Origin of the sequence: Blautia liquoris, from assembly GCF_015159595.1 — a bacterium.
In the GTDB taxonomy this organism is placed as follows: Bacteria; Bacillota; Clostridia; order Lachnospirales; family Lachnospiraceae; genus Novisyntrophococcus; species Novisyntrophococcus liquoris.
Window position 1 is genome coordinate 1,587,048 of the sequence record NZ_CP063304.1, and the last position, 19,627, is coordinate 1,606,674.

14 protein-coding genes are annotated in these 19,627 nt (G+C 41.5%); 8 read left to right on the forward strand and 6 right to left on the reverse strand.

Going from position 1 to position 19,627, the window contains the following annotated elements; translation table 11 throughout:
- Positions 1 to 173 precede the first annotated feature (173 nt).
- From INP51_RS07275 to INP51_RS07310, 8 genes are all read left to right on the forward strand, one after another.
- Entirely contained in the window at positions 174 to 1,103 is a 930-nt protein-coding gene (locus INP51_RS07275; RefSeq protein ID WP_193737028.1) for an ABC transporter permease, read from the forward strand.
- 11 nt (positions 1,104 to 1,114) lie between these two features.
- Positions 1,115 to 2,050 (forward strand): carbohydrate ABC transporter permease, encoded by a 936-nt coding sequence (locus tag INP51_RS07280; protein ID WP_193737029.1) that lies wholly within the window; start codon positions 1,115 to 1,117, stop codon positions 2,048 to 2,050.
- 58 nt (positions 2,051 to 2,108) lie between these two features.
- Positions 2,109 to 3,758 carry an extracellular solute-binding protein gene (locus INP51_RS07285; RefSeq protein WP_193737030.1) on the forward strand — a complete coding sequence of 550 codons (1,650 nt, stop codon included), beginning with the start codon at positions 2,109 to 2,111 and terminating at the stop codon, positions 3,756 to 3,758.
- A 135-nt stretch (positions 3,759 to 3,893) separates the two neighbouring features.
- The gene (locus INP51_RS07290; RefSeq protein WP_193737031.1) at positions 3,894 to 5,255 is read left to right on the forward strand and encodes an alpha-L-fucosidase; all 1,362 of its coding nucleotides are present in this window, start codon (positions 3,894 to 3,896) and stop codon (positions 5,253 to 5,255) included.
- Between the two features lie 37 nt (positions 5,256 to 5,292).
- Positions 5,293 to 6,309, forward strand: coding sequence for a glycoside hydrolase family 18 protein (locus INP51_RS07295; RefSeq protein WP_193737032.1), 1,017 nt, complete (start codon positions 5,293 to 5,295; stop codon positions 6,307 to 6,309).
- 81 nt (positions 6,310 to 6,390) lie between these two features.
- Positions 6,391 to 9,498 carry an alpha-mannosidase gene (locus tag INP51_RS07300; RefSeq protein ID WP_193737033.1) on the forward strand — a complete coding sequence of 1,036 codons (3,108 nt, stop codon included), beginning with the start codon at positions 6,391 to 6,393 and terminating at the stop codon, positions 9,496 to 9,498.
- Positions 9,499 to 9,522: 24 nt separating this feature from the next.
- Positions 9,523 to 11,778 carry a glycoside hydrolase family 3 N-terminal domain-containing protein gene (locus INP51_RS07305; RefSeq protein WP_230406911.1) on the forward strand — a complete coding sequence of 752 codons (2,256 nt, stop codon included), beginning with the start codon at positions 9,523 to 9,525 and terminating at the stop codon, positions 11,776 to 11,778.
- 15 nt (positions 11,779 to 11,793) lie between these two features.
- On the forward strand, positions 11,794 to 14,223 hold the full coding sequence (locus tag INP51_RS07310) for a beta-mannosidase (protein WP_193737034.1): 2,430 nt from the start codon (positions 11,794 to 11,796) through the stop codon (positions 14,221 to 14,223).
- A 50-nt stretch (positions 14,224 to 14,273) separates the two neighbouring features.
- Here the strand turns inward: INP51_RS07310 and INP51_RS07315 are convergent, their stop codons facing one another.
- The 6 genes from INP51_RS07315 to INP51_RS07340 form a co-directional block, all read right to left on the reverse strand.
- Entirely contained in the window at positions 14,274 to 15,335 is a 1,062-nt protein-coding gene (locus INP51_RS07315; protein WP_193737035.1) for a tyrosine-type recombinase/integrase, read from the reverse strand.
- A 215-nt stretch (positions 15,336 to 15,550) separates the two neighbouring features.
- On the reverse strand, positions 15,551 to 16,240 hold the full coding sequence (locus tag INP51_RS07320; protein WP_331463527.1) for an amino acid ABC transporter permease: 690 nt from the start codon (positions 16,238 to 16,240) through the stop codon (positions 15,551 to 15,553).
- Positions 16,237 to 16,965: an amino acid ABC transporter permease gene (locus INP51_RS07325; protein ID WP_193737036.1), complete on the reverse strand. Its 729-nt coding sequence runs from the start codon at positions 16,963 to 16,965 to the stop codon at positions 16,237 to 16,239. Before INP51_RS07325 ends, INP51_RS07320 begins: the two co-directional genes overlap by 4 nt.
- Positions 16,962 to 17,744, reverse strand: a complete 783-nt coding sequence (locus INP51_RS07330; protein WP_193737037.1) for a transporter substrate-binding domain-containing protein — start codon at positions 17,742 to 17,744, stop codon at positions 16,962 to 16,964. The genes INP51_RS07325 and INP51_RS07330 overlap by 4 nt, the downstream gene beginning before the upstream one ends.
- 27 nt (positions 17,745 to 17,771) lie before the next feature.
- Positions 17,772 to 18,497, reverse strand: a complete 726-nt coding sequence (locus INP51_RS07335) for an amino acid ABC transporter ATP-binding protein (RefSeq protein ID WP_193737038.1) — start codon at positions 18,495 to 18,497, stop codon at positions 17,772 to 17,774.
- 155 nt (positions 18,498 to 18,652) lie between these two features.
- Positions 18,653 to 19,477, reverse strand: coding sequence for an alpha/beta hydrolase (locus INP51_RS07340; protein WP_193737039.1), 825 nt, complete (start codon positions 19,475 to 19,477; stop codon positions 18,653 to 18,655).
- Positions 19,478 to 19,627: the final 150 nt, after the last annotated feature.

Below are 19,627 nucleotides of genomic sequence, written 5' to 3' on the forward strand. Positions count from 1 at the left end.
AATTCTGTTGACATATATTTTAACATATGTTAATATTTCTACATCAAGAACATGGTAAAATATTCATAAATGAACATGACAATATGAATATTAGCCAGAAAAGCTAATCATTGTTAACATATGTTAAATAGGTAAACATATAGGTTGACATGATAGTGAGAAAGGGTGGTGTTATGAGTTCGGTAAACGGAAAAAGGAAAGGACGGGTAAAACGTGTTTTAAAGAGGGACATGTCTCTTTACCTGTTTTGTATTCCGGGTATAATACTGACATTTATCTTCAGCTATGTACCTATGTATGGAGTGCAGTTGGCGTTTCGAAGGTATAACGGTAAGGCAGGTATATGGGGCAGCCCCTGGGTAGGGATGTATTACTTCAAACGTTTCTTTGATTCGCCCTATTTTGTATCAACAATAAAGAATACATTGGTACTGAGCCTTTACAGTTTGATTGTTTCATTTCCAATTCCAATTATCTTAGCTTTGTTGTTGAATTCTTTTCGACATAAGAAATACCGAAAGGTAATACAGACAATTACGTATGCTCCGAATTTCATATCAGTCGTTGTCATGTGCGGTATGATTATTCTCTTCTTGTCTCCATCAGTTGGGGTTATTGGGAATGTATTGAATCATTTCGGAATAGAATCCACAAACCTGATGGCAAAGAAAGAATACTGGAGACACATCTATGTCTGGACGGGTGTCTGGCAGAATACGGGATGGAATTCAGTTATTTATTTTGCGGCTTTGTCTGGTATCAGTCCAGAATTACATGAGGCTGCTCGCTGTGACGGTGCGACAAAGTTCCAGTTGATCAGATACATAGATCTTCCATCCATCTTGCCGACGGCAACGATTCTTTTGATCATGAATTCCGGAAGCATTTTATCGGTAGGATTTGAGAAGGCATTTCTTCTTCAGAACAACTTGAATCTTTCTGTTTCAGAAATCATATCTACCTATGTGTATAAGGTTGGTCTGATTAATAATGATATCTCTTACTCGACCGCTATTGGACTTTTTAATACTGTGATTAACCTTATTATACTGATTATTGTCAATAAAACTGCAGATAAGATGTCCGGAAACAGTTTATGGTAGGAGGGAATAGCATGAATACAAAAAGTGCTGCAAAGACGACAGGAAAGAAAAAAATCAAACGCTGTAAAGAAGATGTTATTTTTGACAGTATCACTTTTATCTTGCTGACATTGATCCTTGTTATTACAGCTTACCCTCTGTATTGGGTTATTATCTCTTCAATCAGTAGTCCGGCGGCTGTATCAGGCGGTGAAGTACTCTGGAGACCAGTAGGATTTACATTAAAAGGCTATGCTGAAGTATTCAAAAACAATGAAGTTATGCGAGGATTTGCCAATTCTATTGTTTACACCGTCTTTGGTGTCCTTGTGAATCTGGTTGTCACACTTCCGACAGCCTATGCATTGTCCAGAAGCTCATTCAGTGGAAAAAAGCCAATCACGGTCTTTTATATGGTGACAATGTTCTTCAGCGGGGGATTGATTCCAACTTATCTGGTGATTAAAGGCTTAAATATGCTAAATACGATGTGGGCGCTGATACTTCCGGGAAGCATGAGTGTCTACAATATGATTGTGGCAAGAACTTTTTTTCAATCGAATATATCTGAGGAATTGTATGAGGCAGCCGAATTGGACGGATGTACGCAGGGGCGTTTTTTCTTCCAGATAGCATTGCCCCTTTCAAAGGCAATTGTTGCAATTCTGGTTTTATATTACGGTGTGGGACACTGGAACGAGTATTTCTCAGGATTAGTATATATTTCAGACAAGGCGAAATATCCATTACAGTTGGTACTTCGCAACATTCTAATTACAAATCAGACCGCACTGTCACAGACAGCAACGACTGCGGCGGCAAGACTGGCACTTCGCGAGAAGCAGCAGTTGATTGATGTTATGAAATATTCGTTGATAATCATCAGCAGCATTCCGGTACTTGTGATTTACCCGTTTATACAGAAGTACTTTGTTAAAGGTGTTATGATCGGGTCGGTGAAAGGGTAAGCGCGTCCAGAAAAACAAATACGCATAGCGTAGTTGAATAAAAAGGAGGTAGAGATATATGAAAAGAAAAGCAATATCATTATTACTTGTGGCACTCACATGTGCAACGGCTTTAACAGGATGTGGAGGTAATGATTCAAAAGAAGGAAAGGGCAAAAAAAACAATAAGGAATCATCGACAGTGTCAGAAGATACAGTAGATGAGAATGGAAAAGTCAATGGGCTGATGAACAAGGAAGGGCTCCCTCTGGTAGATAATCCAGGTGATTATAAGTTCTCGATTTTTGTGGATAATTCCAATGAGTCTGATGAGTTTTATATGCTTAATGAGTTTAAAGAACAGACGAATGTGGATGTAGATCTGAGACGTTTTCCCTTTGAGACGGCGACAGAAAGACTGAATCTTGATTTGAATTCCGGTGATTATGCAGATGTTCTTGGGGGATGGACCTTAAGTGACAGTATGATTCTGACTTACGGTGTTCAGCAGGGAGTATTTATTCCTCTGGAAGATATTTTTAAAAATTATTGTCCGAATATTGAGAGGATTCTGGATTTGCCAGGTGTAAGGGAACAGATGACGGCTCCGGACGGACATATCTATGGCATCCCATATGTGACAGGCGACACTACAGTTGCCTATAGTCCATGGATCAACGAGCGATGGCTGAAAAATGTGAATAAAGAGATGCCAAAGACCACCGATGAATTCGAGGATGTCCTAAAAGCGTTTAAAGATCAGGATGCAAATGGAAATGGGGATCCGAATGATGAAATTCCATTTTCCGCTGATCCCAATAATAAACATATTGAAGCAATGGCCGGATATTTTGGCATGCCAATGAACAAATATGGAGTCGCAGTAAAAGACGGCAAAGTAGTCTATGGGGGTGCCAGTAAAGAGTACAGAGAGTTTTTGAGCTGGTTCCATAAGCTGTTCAAGGAAGGATTGATTGATACAGAACTTTTCACACAAGACAGTGCTACTTGGGAAGGGAAGGGAAATAAGGATCTTTATGGTTCATCCATTGCATACGGAAGTAATGAATTCTCTGGTATTGTAATGGATGACCCAACACAAAAAAGCGAGTTTTCTGCACTTCCAGTCTTAAATACTGACAAAGAAGGTATCTGGCTGCGTGATACGGATGGTTTCAGCACTTTCAGAGCACAGGCTGTAATCACAGATAATGCAAAAAACCCTGAAATTATATGCCGTTGGTTTGATAATGCATTCGAACTTGAAAATGGGATTGGATGTAACAAGGGGCCTGTCGGAGTGAATGTAATCAAGGAAGGTGAAGACTATGTGATCAAGGACATCACAACATTTCCTGCTGATGAACAGGAAAGATTGAGTTGGGGAAATCTATGGATTCAGGAACTTCCCAAATATCTCCCGGCAGATTTCGAATTTAAAGAGGAGAACCCTGCTTACGATGAGAAAAAAGCACTAGAAGAGCAGTATGAACCAGATTTGACAAAAGATATCATCACAGACAATTGGATACCGCTTGAGGATATTGATCGGTTTTCAGATATCAGTACTGCTTTGACCGATTATTTCAACCAGCAGCAAGCTATGTTTGTTATGGGTGAGCAGGATGTCGACGACGATGCATCATGGGATACTTATGTGGAAGGTTTGAAATCTCTCGGTCTTGAGGATTGGGTGAAGATGAGAGAACTTGACGGAATTGCCGAATAAGATAACTGGAAAATATAGGACTTTTATTCGGGTGATAATTGGAAAAGCATATTACAACATAACGTAATATGCTTTTCTTTATCTGAAAAGGTTATGTATAAGTACAATCAATTCAATAAAGGGAGACTATAAAATATGAAGAAAGAAGAAGTAGTGGAACAGGGAGTGCATAATTACAGTGCAGCTGAAGAGTATGTCTGGCCTGCGGATGAGAAAGTTATGAAGAAGCTGGAATGGTTTCAGGATCAAAAACTTGCTCTTATGATGCACTGGGGACCTTATTCCCAGCTTGGAATAGTGGAATCCTGGGCACTTTCTGATGCAGATGCCGAATGGTCCAGAACAGGGATAGATTGGGAGGTCAGTGGTGAGGAGTTCAAAAAACAATATCGTGATCTGAATAAAACCTTTAATCCGATCCGATTTGATCCGGAACAATGGGCAGACATTGCCGCTGACGCAGGCATGCGTTATTTGATTTTTACCACAAAACATCATGATGGATTCTGTATGTGGGACACGAAATATTCCGATTATAAGATAACTGCAGAAGATTGTCCATATCATACCGGAAAATATGCGGATATCTGTGGACATTTATTTGAAGCATTTCGAAAGAAGGGAATTGGAATAGCAGCCTACTTTTCAAAAGCTGACTGGCATGTTGATAATTACTGGGCAAAAGGATATCCGAGAGGAGACTATATGTGGAGGGGGCCCTCTTATGTGCCGGCAGAGCATCCGGAGGAATGGGCAAACTTTGTAAGATTTACAGAAAATCAGATCAAAGAATTAGCGAGTTCTTATGGTCAGATTGATATTATGTGGTTTGACGCTGGGTGGGTATGCAAACAATCCGGACAAGATATCCAGCTTGGAAAAATTATAGATGAAATCAGAAAGTGGCAGCCGGGAATGCTCTGCGCAGACAGGACCGTTGGCGGATCTTATGAAAACTATATTACACCAGAACAATGCGTGCCTGATGAACCACCTGGTGTTCCGTGGGAGAGCTGCATCACTTTGGGGACCTCTTTCTCCTTTGCATATGAAGATGAATATAAATCCCCAAGAGAAGTTATAAATCTCCTTGTAGACATCGTGGCAAAAGGCGGTAATCTTGCGATCAATGTCGGCCCTCAGCCCGATGGAAGATTGCCAAAAGGCGCACAGAACACGTTAAAAGGAATGGGAGAGTGGCTTCGAACATATGGGAATGCGATCTATGAGACCAGAGCATGTGCGCCATATAAAAGAGGAAACATTGCATTTACAAAGAAACGGGATACCATTTATGCCCTGGAGATGTTTCCAGACGAGAAGGAACCTTTACCAGAATCTATATGGATCCCTTATGATGGAAAGGTTGAAGATGTAACAATTATGGGCTCAGGTGAAAAGGCTGTATTTGAAAAGAAAAACGGTGGAATTATGATTCATAATCTTCCGACAGATTTTGAAACACCAATTGCAAGAGTTTACGAAATGAAAATTTAATCATTGTATTAATAAGAAAGTGGGCCGAAGAAAAGAGATGAGAAAATTAATTGGATATGTTGGAACAAAAGATTTACAGGAAGTCACAGTGTCTGACATCAAAAACCTGGACGTAATAAATATTGCATTCGGTGTAATTCAGGACGGAGAAGTGAGGTGGGAACATCCGGAGTGCAAACGGTTCTTATCGCAGATCAGGCTGGAAAATCCAAATCTTAAAATTCTTCTGTCAGTAGGGGGATGGGGTGCATCCGGTTTTTCAGATGCTTCCATGACACAAAATGGCAGAGAAAAGCTGGTTAGATCCGCGGTGAACATTGTACAAAATTATTCTCTGGATGGTATTGATATCGACTGGGAATATCCTTGCATACGAGTAGGAGGAATTGACGGTGACAGCAGAGACAAAGAGAATTTTACTCTTCTGATGAAAGAGTTCAGACTTGTGCTCGATCAAAAGAAAGACCGGTCATATTTTTTGTCGATTGCGGCAGGCGGAGATGAGTACTTCACCTTGTGCACACAGATGGATCAGGTGCAGCAGTATTTGGATTATGTACAGCTGATGACCTATGATCTAAAAGGAGGGTTCACAATTTTGACCGGTCACCATGCTGGTCTGTATTCGAATCAAGTCGATCTGTTCCCATCCAGTGCTGACCGGGCAGTCCAGTGCTTTGTTCAGGCGGGGGTTCCAATAGAGAAACTCGTGCTTGGTGCGGCTTTCTATTCCAGAGAATGGAAAGAAGTACCGGATATCGATCATGGTTTTAATCAGATGGCACAGACAGTGGGAAACTATGGTCCACCATATCATACCCTTGTCAATGATTATATCAATAAAAATGGTTATATAAAATATTGGGATGAAGAGGCCATGGCTCCTTATCTGTATAATGGAGAAACATTTATCAGTTATGATGATAAAGAGTCATTGGCCTGCAAGGCGGATTATGTGAGAAGTAAGAACTTATATGGGATCATGTATTGGGAGTATGGCTGTGATGAAACACATACACTAACCGGATGGCTTCGTAAAAAACTAGATAGTTGAAAAGAACAGCTTGTAATCAGCTTGCAATAATGTTACCTTAATAATAATAAAACGGAAAATGAATTTTCAGGAGGCATACATATGTGGTTTATCGATAAGAGAATACAAGTGATATGCAATGAATTAAAGAAACTTTGCGTTGTATCTACGTCACCTGTTGAGAACATTCAATATAAAAAGGGACGTTTTTTTTATCCTGGTGAAGCAGAAACTGATGAACAGCCGTGGAGACCTTTTTCCCAGGGAGTGACAAGATGGTATGGACCCGATGCGCATTACTGGTTTCGTACCGTATATAAGGTCCCAGAGGGTCTGAGTCAAAAGACACTACGTCTTCATGTGAAAACCCAGATTGAAGAATGGGATGATGGTAAAAATCCACAGTTTTTACTCTTCGTAAATGACAAGGCTTTACAGGGCCTGGATATGAATCACAGAATTGTACAACTTGACGCGCATGCCAATGCCGGAGATATCTGGAATCTAGATTTGCAGGGATATACCGGAACACTTCATTCTGAATTCGATTTGATCATGGAAATGCAGCAAGTAGATCTGAAAATTGAAAAATTATATTATGATCTTCTCGTCCCGCTGCAGGCATTATCACGTATGGATCCGGATGATAAAGTAAGATTTGACATCCAGACGGTCCTTAATGAAGCTGTAAATATGATCGATCTTCGAACTCCTTACAATGACAGTTTTTATGAGAGTGTAACAAAGGCCGACAATTATTTGGAAAAGGCCCTCTATGAAGACATGGGCGGTTATGACGAAGTGATAGCTACCTGTATTGGACATACACATATAGATGTAGCCTGGTGGTGGACGGTTGAACAGACAAGAGAAAAGGTTGCCAGAAGCTTTTCCACAGTCCTCAAATTGATGGACGAGTATCCAGATTACAAGTTCATGTCCAGTCAGCCGCAGCTTTATGTCTTCTTAAAAGAGCGCTATCCGGATCTTTATGAAAAAGTAAAGGAAAAGGTGAGGGAAGGGCGCTGGGAGCCGGAAGGGGGGATGTGGCTGGAAGCCGATACGAACCTGACGTCTGGTGAATCTTTGGTACGTCAGTTCCTCTATGGAAAGAAGTTTTTCAAAGAGGAATTTGGTGTGGATAATGAAATCTTGTGGCTTCCGGATGTGTTCGGCTATTCTGGTGCCCTGCCTCAGATCATGAAAAAGAGTGGTATCAAGTATTTTATGACAACAAAGCTGGCATGGAATCAGGTAGATAAGATGCCCTATGACACATTTCTGTGGAAAGGAATTGATGGTTCGGAAGTTTTAACACATCTTGTCACTACACTTGGCGTCGGACAAAGTAATGACGACTTTTTTACCACTTATAACGGGATGCTTCATCCGGATGCCATTATGGGTGGCTGGCAGCGTTATCAGAATAAGGAGATCAACAACGATATCCTTGTGTCGTACGGATATGGAGACGGCGGGGGAGGTCCTACTAGAGAGATGCTGGAAACTTCAATTCGAATGGAAAAAGGAATCAAAGGTATTCCTAAGGTACGGCAGAAGTTCGCGGGTACCTATTTTAAAGAGTTGGAAGAACGTGTAGAAAATAACCGCAGACTTCCAGTATGGGAAGGTGAACTTTACTTTGAATATCACCGGGGAACCTATACATCTATGGCAAGAAACAAGCGTGGAAACAGGAAAAGCGAAATTCTGATGATGAATCTGGAACTGCTGTCGGCTCTTGCGGTCCAAAAAGGTCTGGAATATCCTAGGGAGGAACTGGAGCGCATGTGGAAGACCATTCTTTTAAATCAGTTTCATGATATTCTGCCAGGATCTGCGATTCACGAGGTGTATGAGGTTACTAAGAAAGAATATCAGCAGATTGAGGAAGAGGCGAATCAGCTGATTACAGAGCGTTTGGATGCCATTGCAGGGAAAGGTACGGCAGTAACTGTCTTTAACACGCTTGGATTTGAGAGGGATGACATCGTATATCTTCCGAAGGAGTGCAGCGGAGCATTGCAGGATACGGATGGATCTGTCTTCCCCATTCAGCAGCTGAATACCTGTTCCGCAGCATATGTCAGAGGACTTCCTTCGAAAGGGTATAAAACATTTGAAATGGTAAATGGAATACTCGAGAATACAGAGATTTTTACTCGCAGAGAGCATATCCTCGACACGCCTTATTATCACATTGAACTCGACGATAACGGTCTTTTTACATCACTGTATGATAAGAAAAATAACAGGGAAATTCTGCAGAAAGGAAAGAAGGGTAATCTTTTTCGTATGTATGAAGATAAACCGATGTATTACGATGACTGGGATATTGATATTTATTATACGGAGAAGAGCTGGGATGTAGTAAATCTTAAGAAAATGACATGGAGCCAGGAAGGCCCGGTCTGCAGGGTATTGGAATTAGAACGGGAAATCAGCAATTCACTGATACGCCAAAAGATATATTTTTATGCAAATTCTCCCAGAATTGACTTTGAAACTTATGTGGACTGGAAAGAACATCAGCATCTGCTCAAAGTTCATTTTCCGGTAGACATCCATACGGATGAGGCCTCCTTCGATATACAGTTTGGAAATCTGACACGAAAAGTTCACACAAATACCAGCTGGGATATGGCACGGTTTGAGTCCTGTGGACAAAAATGGATGGATTTATCAGAGGGACATTATGGAGTCAGCCTGATCAATGACTGTAAGTATGGCCATTCCGTAAAAAATTCTGACATGTCACTGACACTGATTAAATCCGGTATAGAACCGAATCCCGTATCCGATCAGGAGGAACATTTTTTCACATACGCACTGTATCCGCATACTGGAAATTTAAGAGACTGCGATACAGTTCGTGAAAGCTATAAGTTGAATTATCCGGCCTTATCGGTACATGCAGGTACTCCGGGGAAATGTGAAAGCCTTTTCTCCATAGATCAGAAAAATGTCATGTCAGAGACGGTGAAGGCATCGGAAGACGGCGATGGTTTGATTTTAAGGTTTTATGAGTATGAGAATACGAAAACAAATGCAAAGCTGAGCTTTGGAATGGATAAAAAGATTAAAAATATATTTGAATGTAATTTGATTGAGGAGGTCATGGATCAGCCGGTAGAGCATGATGAGAACAGCTTTGGCTTTGCCATTAAGCCCTTTGAAATTAAAACTTATAAAATTATATTCTGTGAGTAAGATTATTTATGGGGGCAGGTTCATATGATGAAATACAAAGACAGTACTTTGTCCGCAAAAGTCCGGGCGGAGGATCTGCTGGGACGAATGACAATAACTGAAAAGGTCGGACAGCTTAACCAAAGGCTCTATGGGTTTCAGGCATATAGTCGTGAAAATAATTCCATCGAGATCTTGGATGAGTTTAAAGAAGAGGTAAAAAAATGGAACGGTTTGGGATTTCTATATGGTTTGTATCGAGCCGATCCGTGGTCGGGCAGAGATGAAAGAACAGGACTTTCTGGAGCAGTGGCGGTAAAGGCCTATAATCTTCTACAGGCTTATGTTATGGATCATTCAAGACTCGGAATTCCTATGCTGGTTACCAGTGAGTGTCCGCATGGTCATCAGGCTTTAGAAGGCTATCTTCTGCCTGTGAATTTGGCAATGGGAGCTTCCTTTTCAAGGAAACTGGTGTATCAGACTTATAGAATCTGCGGAAGACAGATGAGGGAGTTAGGCGTGGACCTTGCATTGATTTCCATGCTGGATATCTTAAGAGATCCGAGATGGGGCAGAAGTGAAGAGTGTTTTGGTGAAGATCCATATCTTGCTTCTGTGATGAGCCAGGCGGTGGTAAAAGGTGTTATGGAAGAAGGCGTCGATGTCGTTGCCAAACATTTTGCCGCTCAGGGCGAGACCACAGGAGGAATCAATGCAAGTGCAGCGAGAATCGGAGAGCGGGAACTTCGGGAAATTCATCTTCCCGCAGCAGATTATTGTGTGAAGGCAGGTGTTTCCGGCATCATGGCTGCATATAATGAAATTGATGGGATTCCCTGCCATGCGAATGCATGGCTGCTAAATTCTATATTGCGAGATGAGATGAAGTTTCAGGGTATCGTCATGGCCGATGGTCTGGCTGTGGACAGGCTGAAGGATCTGACAGGAAATACGAAAGCTGCTGGTATTCAGGCGTTAAATGCAGGAGTAGATGTCTCTTTATGGGATGAAGGCTTTACGTACCTGGAGGATGGAGTGGGATCCAAGATTACTGAAGAAAGATTGGACGAAGCGGTTCTTCGAGTTTTAAACCTGAAGTTTCGACGAGGACTGTTCGACCATCCGCTGCTTGGTGAGTCGTCAAAAATATTCGACTTTTCCGGGGCGGAGGAGAATCTCGAGCTTGCAAGGCAATCTGTTATTTTGTTAAAAAATGAAGGTCGGCTGCTTCCCATTGATCAGACAGAGAAAATAAAAATCGCCGTGATCGGGCCGAATGCATTTGATCTATATAGTCAGATTGGAGATTATTCGCCTCCGTTAAAACATGGCATTACAGTTTCGGATGGAATGATTGCTTACGCAGAACAGAATAAAAACTTACAGATAGGTGTGAGTAGTGGTTATGATCAACATGGAAACGTAGATGCAGGAAAAATCAGAGATCTGGCTTTTGATGCAGATGTCACAGTTCTGGTACTGGGAGGTTCCTCCAGCCGATTTGGCAAAGCGAAATTTGACAACAATGGTGCTGCGATAACGGATGGCAGTGATATCAGAATGGATTGTGGAGAAGGAGTGGATCTTTCTTCAATTGAACTTCCAAAAGATCAGCAGCAGATGGCAGCAGAATGTTATCAGGCAGCAAATAAGACGGTGACAGTGGTAATAGCCGGAAGACCTTATGATATCAGTAAGACGGCAGAAAAGACAGATGCCCTTCTCTATGCATTTTATCCTGGACCAAAAGGGGGAAGAGCGATTGCTGAACTGATTTTTGGCGATGCAAGGCCTTCCGGGAGACTTCCGGTATCCCTGCCCAAAAGTGTGGGAGAACTCCCCGTCTACTATAACCATCGAAACTCTTATCAGGCCATGCACTATGTGGATCAGAAAGGACCTTTGTATCCGTTCGGTTATGGCCTTGGGTATGACAAGCTGAATTACTCTGAGTTTTCTATAAGCACTGAGGAGATCCATGCTGTCTGTTTAAAGGAGGAACCACTGGTAATAACAATGAAAATTGAGAATTTATCAGACCATTTGGCGTTTGGCGTTCCCATGGTGTTTTTAAGCCATCAGGAAGGCAGTGTGATTCCAAGAAAGAGGGAGCTTAAAGGATTTGAGAAGAGACTTCTTAGCCCGGGTGAGACCATCTGTGTAAAGATCAGACTTGGTTATGAGGCATTTTCTGTCTGGAATGAACGAATGAGTTACGGTCCGGAAAAGGGAAGAGTACAGCTTCAGGTCAAAGATGGGGATACTCTTCTTTGGAGTAAGATAGTAAAACTTGTGTGAGGAGGAATTAAACATATGCAAAAACAAGAACTGAGAGAGGGCTGGGCGCTGATTTGTCAAGACAAAAAATTGAAAACAAGTGTGCCTTTTTCTATGTATTATGATTTGCTGGAACATGGAGAAATCGAGGATCCATTTTACAGGGATAATGAAAGCGAGGCATTTCATCTGTCCGAGGAAGATTATAGTTATACGCTGGATTTTATACCTGATGAAACCATACGAAAATCAAATCGAATAGTTCTCAGATTTGAGGGAATTGATACATTAGCTGATATCTATCTGAATGGATCATTACTTGGCAGTACATATAATATGCACAGAACCTGGGAATTCCAGGTCAAAGAATTGCTTACTGAAGGTACGAATCATCTGTCTGTCCTATTTCACTCTCCGGTGCGCTATATGCAGGAGCAGATCAGAGAGCATGGAGAGATTCCCTGTAATACAGACACACTGGATGGTTTTCCTTATCTTCGCAAGTCCAGCTGTATGTCCGGATGGGATTGGGGTCCAAGGCTTCCGGATATGGGAATTTTTAGAAAGGTATTCCTGTTGGGGATTGATAACCTTCGCATAGAAGATGTGCATGTGAGACAGCAGCATCATAGCGGGAATGTTATGTTGAACTTTCAGGTCAATGTCGAATCAGAGAAGGCAGCAGAATGGAGTTACCGTGTGGTAATTGATACACCGGATGGTAAATGCCTGAACTTTGAAGATTCACCGATGGAGGTCAAGATAACAGAGCCACTGCTCTGGTGGCCGAGGGGGTACGGGGATCCAAACCTATATAACATCCGTGTAGAGGCTTGCGCAAATGGAGAGATCTGTGATGTCTGGGAGAAAAAAATTGGTCTTCGCACAATGAGAATTCGAAAAGATAAAGATCAATGGGGTGAGAGCTTTGCTCACGAGGTAAATGGTATGGCAATCTTCGCTATGGGAGCCGACTATATTCCTGAGGATTGCCTACTTCCCAGAATTACAGAAGAGAAGACAAAAGATTTGTTAAAGCAGTGTGTTCTGGCAAATTATAATACGATCCGTGTCTGGGGAGGAGCGTATTATCCGGATGACTGGTTCTATGATATCTGCGATGAACTCGGACTGCTTGTCTGGCAGGACCTGATGTTTGCCTGTTCCACGTATCTTCTGACAGATGAGTTTGAGGACAATATATCTCACGAGATCGTGGAAAATGTGAGGAGAATACGCCACCATGCCTGTCTTGCACTGTGGTGTGGAAATAATGAGATGGAGGAAATGGTAGAAAGTGGATTCGCTTCGAGTCCGCGGCTGAGGGGGGACTATACCCGTATCTTTAGTTATATCATTCCGAAGATTATACGCAGGGAAGATCCAGATACTTTTTACTGGCCTTCCAGTCCGTCATCCGGCGGTGATTTTGATAATACTCAGGATGAGACAAGAGGAGATGCCCACTACTGGATGGTATGGCATGGGTACCGTCCGTTTCCCGATTACAGAAAACATAATTTCCGCTATGCATCAGAATTTGGATTCGAGTCCATGCCGTCTGAAAAAACGATTGAAAGCTTTACCCTGCCAGATGATCGCAATGTGTTTTCTTATGTTATGGAGCGGCATCAGAAGAGCCTGAATGGGTATTCTAAGATGATGATGTATATGTCACAGTATTTCTTATACCCGAAGGATTTTTCTTCACTCATCTATGCTTCTCAGCTGATGCAAGGTCAGGCGATGCGCTATGCTGTTGAACACTGGAGAAGAAACAGGGGAGAATGCATGGGTGCAATCATCTGGCAAATTAATGACTGTTGGCCCGTTGCATCCTGGTCATCCATTGATTACTTTGGAAGATGGAAGGCACTGCAGTATTTTGAAAAGCGTTTTTTCGCCCCAGTTATGATTTCCTGCTGTGAAGAGGGAATGCTTACGCAGGATCCGAATCCCAATGCGAGAGCATATGACATGGAAAAGAGTATTCATCTAAATATAGCAAATGAGACGACAAGGGAGCAAACCGTGGCGGTTAGATGGAGTCTCAGAGATAGTCAATCTGCGGTCATAGGAGAAGAACACGAAGAGAAAGTAACGGTACCGGCACTTTCCAGTGTCTGGCTGGATAAAGTCAATCTTCCACATGCAAGAATTCGCCAGGATCATGTGACCTATTCCTGTATCCAAGACGAAGAGGTTATTTCTGAGGGAAGTGTTCTGTTCTCTATGCCGAAATTTTATGAGTATACGAATCCACAACTGGAAGTATCCGTCGATGGCGATACCATTACAGTCAGATCTCAGGCATATGCAGGAAACGTAGAACTGTTAAATGAAAACGAAGACTGGGTGCTGTCTGATAACTATTTTGACATGGAAGCAGGAGAGAAACAGGTAAAAATACTTTCCGGAAAAGCAAGCAAGATAAGAATCCGCAGCATCTATGACATTGCAAGGTAAAGCAGCAATCGTATTGCCGGAGTCAATAAAAGTTTTGACTCCGGCAAATATTAGTCTTCACGCAGTTTAACAGCTCGAGCAGCCTTCCTTCTTGTAGTGTCATCCATGGCTGCATAATGCTTTTTCGTTGTGTTGACGTCCTTATGCCCCAGAACATCTGCGACAAGGTAAATGTCACCGGTCTCTTTGTAAAGATTAGTTCCATAGGTACTGCGGAGCTTATGTGGGGTAATCTTTTTTGTCGTTGTAATATGCCTTGCGTATTTTTTTACAAGATTCTCTACTGTTTTCACGTTAATTCGTTTTCTCTGCGAGGAATAGAAGAGTGCGTGTTCATGTCCGATTACAGGAGATGTTTTTTTTCGATCCAACAGGTAATCTTTTAATGCTTTTTCTACCTCGTCTCCGAAGTAGACAAACATCTCGTTACCGCCTTTTCGGATAAGTTTCAAGGCATTATTTTTAAAGTCAAGATCTTCAATGTCAAGTCCTACGCATTCTGAAACTCGAATACCTGTTCCCAGCATGAGAGTGATGATTGCGAGATCACGAGATTTTGTCTTATCATAATATGCACGCTGATGAGGTGTCATGGAATCACCGCAGGATTCGACATAATCCAGAAGCCTTGCAACTTCATCTTCATCCAAACGTATGATTTCTTTTTCGTGAAGTTTAGGCATGTCAATCAGAAGCGTTGGATTATTTTGTATCATTTCATGTCTGTAATAGTACCCGTAGAAGGTTCGAAGCGCAGATATTTTGCGTTTCAGACCTCGTTCACCGTTAGTTATGTAATCGTCATCGCCGAAAGCCTTGTAGGCCTTTAAATATTCAATATATTCTTCAAGATCAAGAGCAGTCACATTTTCAAGGTCCGAAAGGGTAAAATCGGACATTGAGTACTTGCTGTAGACGGGATTATCATGTAATAGAAACTGAAAGAATATACGGATGTCATAGGCATATTTGATTCTTGTGCTTGTAGATGTTGTTGTGCTCACAGCACGAAAAAAATCATTGACAAAATCCGGAAGAGTTCGAAGAACCTCACGAAGTTTTAATGTGTTGTCGACATCGGTCTGTTCATGATAAGTAGTGCGTTTATCCATAGAATTCCTTCCTGGCGAAAATGCCGGTATATAGTGTTTTTAGAGGAATAATTAAGAGTATCGATGATCTTAATACCCAACTATTCGAAAAACCTGTGTTTTCCGAATAGTTGGAGACGCCTTTATTGTACCTCGTTTCCTGTGTTCTGTCAACCAAATATATAAAGCAAATATAAAAAGAGGTCTCAAAATAATGAGCCTCTTATATATATAGTTCAGGCAGTCTGTCTCTTTTTTCTGCTGCGTACAATACAGGATAAAGAAAAGTTGATAACGAAATATACAACGGATATAAATCCAAAGATTATAAATACTCGCATTGTCTGATTTATGGTGCTGTCAATCTGTGCCGACATCACCCATTTGCTGTTGTTAAAGAACTCTTCGATTGCAACCTGTGCCAGAAACGATGTATCTTTAATTACTGTGATTACCTGTGATAACATTGACGGTACAATGGCCTTAAAACATTGTGGTAAGATAATATGCACAATGGTCTTAGGAAAATTAAATCCCTGTGAAAAAGCCGCTTCAAACTGCCCCTTTGGAACAGAATTAAGCCCTCCTCTTACGATCTCAGCCATAACTGCACTGGTAAACAGTGTAAACGACAAGATACCGGAATACATAGGTGCATCAAACGGCTTCGGCATACGAACCATAAAACGAATTGCCAGTACCCATAATAGATTCGGTGTATTGCGGAAAAGCTCAATATATACAATTGAAAATCCTTTTAAAAATTTATTGCCGTAGGATCGAAACAGAGCCAGAATCGTTCCAAAAACCATACTCAGAAGAACGGATATCAATGCCACATAAAGTGTCACACCAAGCCCGCGAAACATATAAATCAGATTGCTCTTTGTGAATACACTTTCCAATGCTGCCATAAATTCATTCATTTCGACTCCTCCTCTCCCACTTTATACGATTTTAGCAGTTCGGTATAATCCTTTGGTTTCGGTTTTTCCCCGAATTTTTTCTCCAGATATCCGGAAAGTCTGGCAAGGGGAAAGCAAATAATGAAATACATAATGCCCACTACCAGATAAGCCGGTCCATAGGCCAGCGTACTCGATGCAAAAGAATCTGCCTGATACATCAGATCACCGCCGGCTATAATTGCCAAAATCGAGGTGTTTTTAATCAGATTTGCAGCAATATTCGTAAGCGGAGGCAACATAATTTTAAGTGCCTGTGGAAGAATAATACTTTTCATAATTTGTGTGTATCCAAATCCCTGGGAGATAGCAGCCTCTTCCTGACCTTTTGGAACTGCTTCGATGCCTGTTCGAACAACCTCGGACATATAAGCACCATGGTAGACTCCTACGCCCAGAATACCAATTAGCTTAACTGAGAGATTGATATTCATATAGGGCAGCGCATTGTATAAAAAGAATACCTGAACTAACAGTGGCGTATTCTGAAAGAATTCCACATATACCCTTGAGATCCCTCTTAAAATCTTGTTATGGCTTGCAGACATGACTCCAAAGACAACGCCCAAAGCCAGAGACATCAAAAGTGCAAACAAGACAATATATAAAGTGACTCCAAATCCCTGGAAAAAAGGTCCTATATTATCAAACAGTTTTTCCCATTTATCAACTGAAAAAGCGCTCATTGATTCAACCCCCATTTCTCCATTAATTTGTCCAGTTCACCATTTTCCTTCATATCAGAAATAACGTTGTCAACTTCTTTGGCCAGTTTCGTGTTTCTCTTAGCCATAGCAATTCCATATTCCTGAGGTGAGAACTCATCTGGAAGAAGTTTCAGTGAATCATTCAAATATCCGCTTAAGATGGAGCCGTCAACAGAAAAACAGTCGACGCGGCCTGAATCTAATGCTGCCTTGATTTCTGGATAACTGGAAAACTCACTGAAATTCAGAGTGATTCCGGCCTCTTTAGCTGCCTCTTTCAACGATTCTTCAGTTGTAGCTGACTGTGATACGCCAATTGTCTTCCCGTCTAACCCCATGAAATCATCGATGCCCGAGGACTTTTTCACCATCAGTTTTACATGGTCTGTGTAATATGGCTGGGAAAAATTATAGGTTTCTTTTCGCTCATCTGTGATTGTGAAAGTGGCGGCATCCATATCCAACTCTCCTGTTTCCAGCAGAGGACCTCTGGTTTTGGCAGTTACAGCTTCAAATTCGACTTTTACATCATCGCCGAATACTTTTTTGCAGACTTCCTTTGCGACATCAATCTCAAATCCTTCAAATTCTCGCGTATCGATATTCATCAGGCCAAAATTTGGTATATCATTTTTAACGCCGACCTTGACCTCTTTTTTATTTAGGATATCATCCGGCGAGTTTCCACACCCAGCCAGCGCAGCTGTAAATGATACGAACGCCAGCAACAGGGAGATTTGTACTTTTTTCTTTCTCATATCTTCTACTCCTTTATATTGCCGGTATTATCGTATAATCTTGCTTAAAAATTCCTTCGTTCTTTCATTTTGAGGATTTTCAAAGAAATGTTGCGGGGTTCCTTCTTCTAGAATGATACCACCGTCTACGAATAGAACGCGATCGGCTACTTGTTTGGCGAATCCCATCTCGTGAGTTACGATTACCATGGTGAAATTCTTTTCATGTGACAGATTTATGATTACATCTAAAACCTCCTGAACCATCTCAGGATCAAGCGCTGAGGTCGGCTCATCAAACAGGATTACGCGGTTTTTCATAGTCAGCGCACGGGCAATGGCAATTCTCTGCTGCTGCCCTCCGGAGAGGTTCTGCGGATATGCACCAGCCTTATCCTGCAGGCCGACTTTTTTCAGATAGACCATGGCCGTCTCAATTGCCTCATCTTTTGGCACTTTTTTCAATTTGGTCGGACCAAGAATCAGATTGTCCAAAACTGTCATATTGGGATATAGGTTAAACTGCTGAAATACCATGGCGCTATGCATCTTGTTGATAAATGCACGATTTTTTTTGGTCAGTTCATGGGTATGAATAAAGACTCTCCCGGATGTGGGTTCTTCCAGACAGTTCATCAGGCGTACCAGAGTACTTTTTCCTGAACCCGAAGGACCGATGATAACAACTTTCTCACCTTCCTTTACATGAAGGTTAATACCCTTTAGTACTTCATTATCTCCATAACTCTTGTGTACATCTTCTAATCTTATCAAATAAACTCCTCCTTACATTGGCATAAATAAGATAAAAGCGCTACCCTATAGAAAAAAGCATGGTAAGCGCCATTATCAATCAAATATTGATAAAAATTAAGAATATTTTACTATTTATTAGAAAATATGTCAATGTCAAAAATATACAAAGATTTTTATCTGCTGTTTTCCCTAATCCATGTTTTTAGTAGAGAAATCCATGTTTGAACCGATATATTCAGCTCGTCTTTTCGTTCGCATGAGGAAGTTGTCTCATCTGCAAGCGACAGACCATGTCTCCCTTCGGGATAGATATGTAGTTCAAGGCCGACATTTGCCTTGCGAAGAGCCATGGCAAGCAAAAGGGAATTCTCCACAGGAACCGCCTGATCTGTGTATGTATGCCACAGAAAGGTCTTTGGGAAGTCTTTTGTCACAAGACGTTCTATGGAAACCTCATCTTTCTTTTCGGGATAGTTCGATCCCAGAAGTTTCATAAAACTTCCCTCATGCAAATAAGCAGGATCGGAGGTGATTACCGGATAGCATAGAATCAATCCGTTTATTTTCAAATGATCTGTTTCTGTATGAATAGCATTTGATATAAAGTCTTTATTCCAGAAAGCACCATAAGAAGCAGCCAGATGTCCGCCTGCTGAAAAGCCCATGACAAATACATGATTTGTATCAATACTCCATGCTTGTGCATGTTTCTTTATGTATTGGACGGAAAATGACAATTCCAGCAATGAGGTGGGAAACGTTGAGGGAGCGGTGGAATATCGCAGTACCGCAGCATGATACCCCATTGCAAGAAACTGAGCGGCGACAGGTTCAGCCTCACGATCACTTGTCCTCTCATAACCGCCGCCGGGACAGATGATGACCATAGGACGTTTCATTCCTAGCTGGTATTCCCCTGAGACATCCAAAAGATAAAGGCACAGTCTTGCATAGTCTTGTGAACCCTGAAGTTGAATGGGTATTTCTTTATATTGCATAACATAATTCCTCCTGATTCGATAATCTTTTGACACTGATGATACACAGATTGTTACGCTCTTCGAGTTCTCACAATCTTATCATATTATATTTCATTCACACCTCTAAATCAAGAAATACTCAAATTTTCTGTCATATCCGCCATAAGC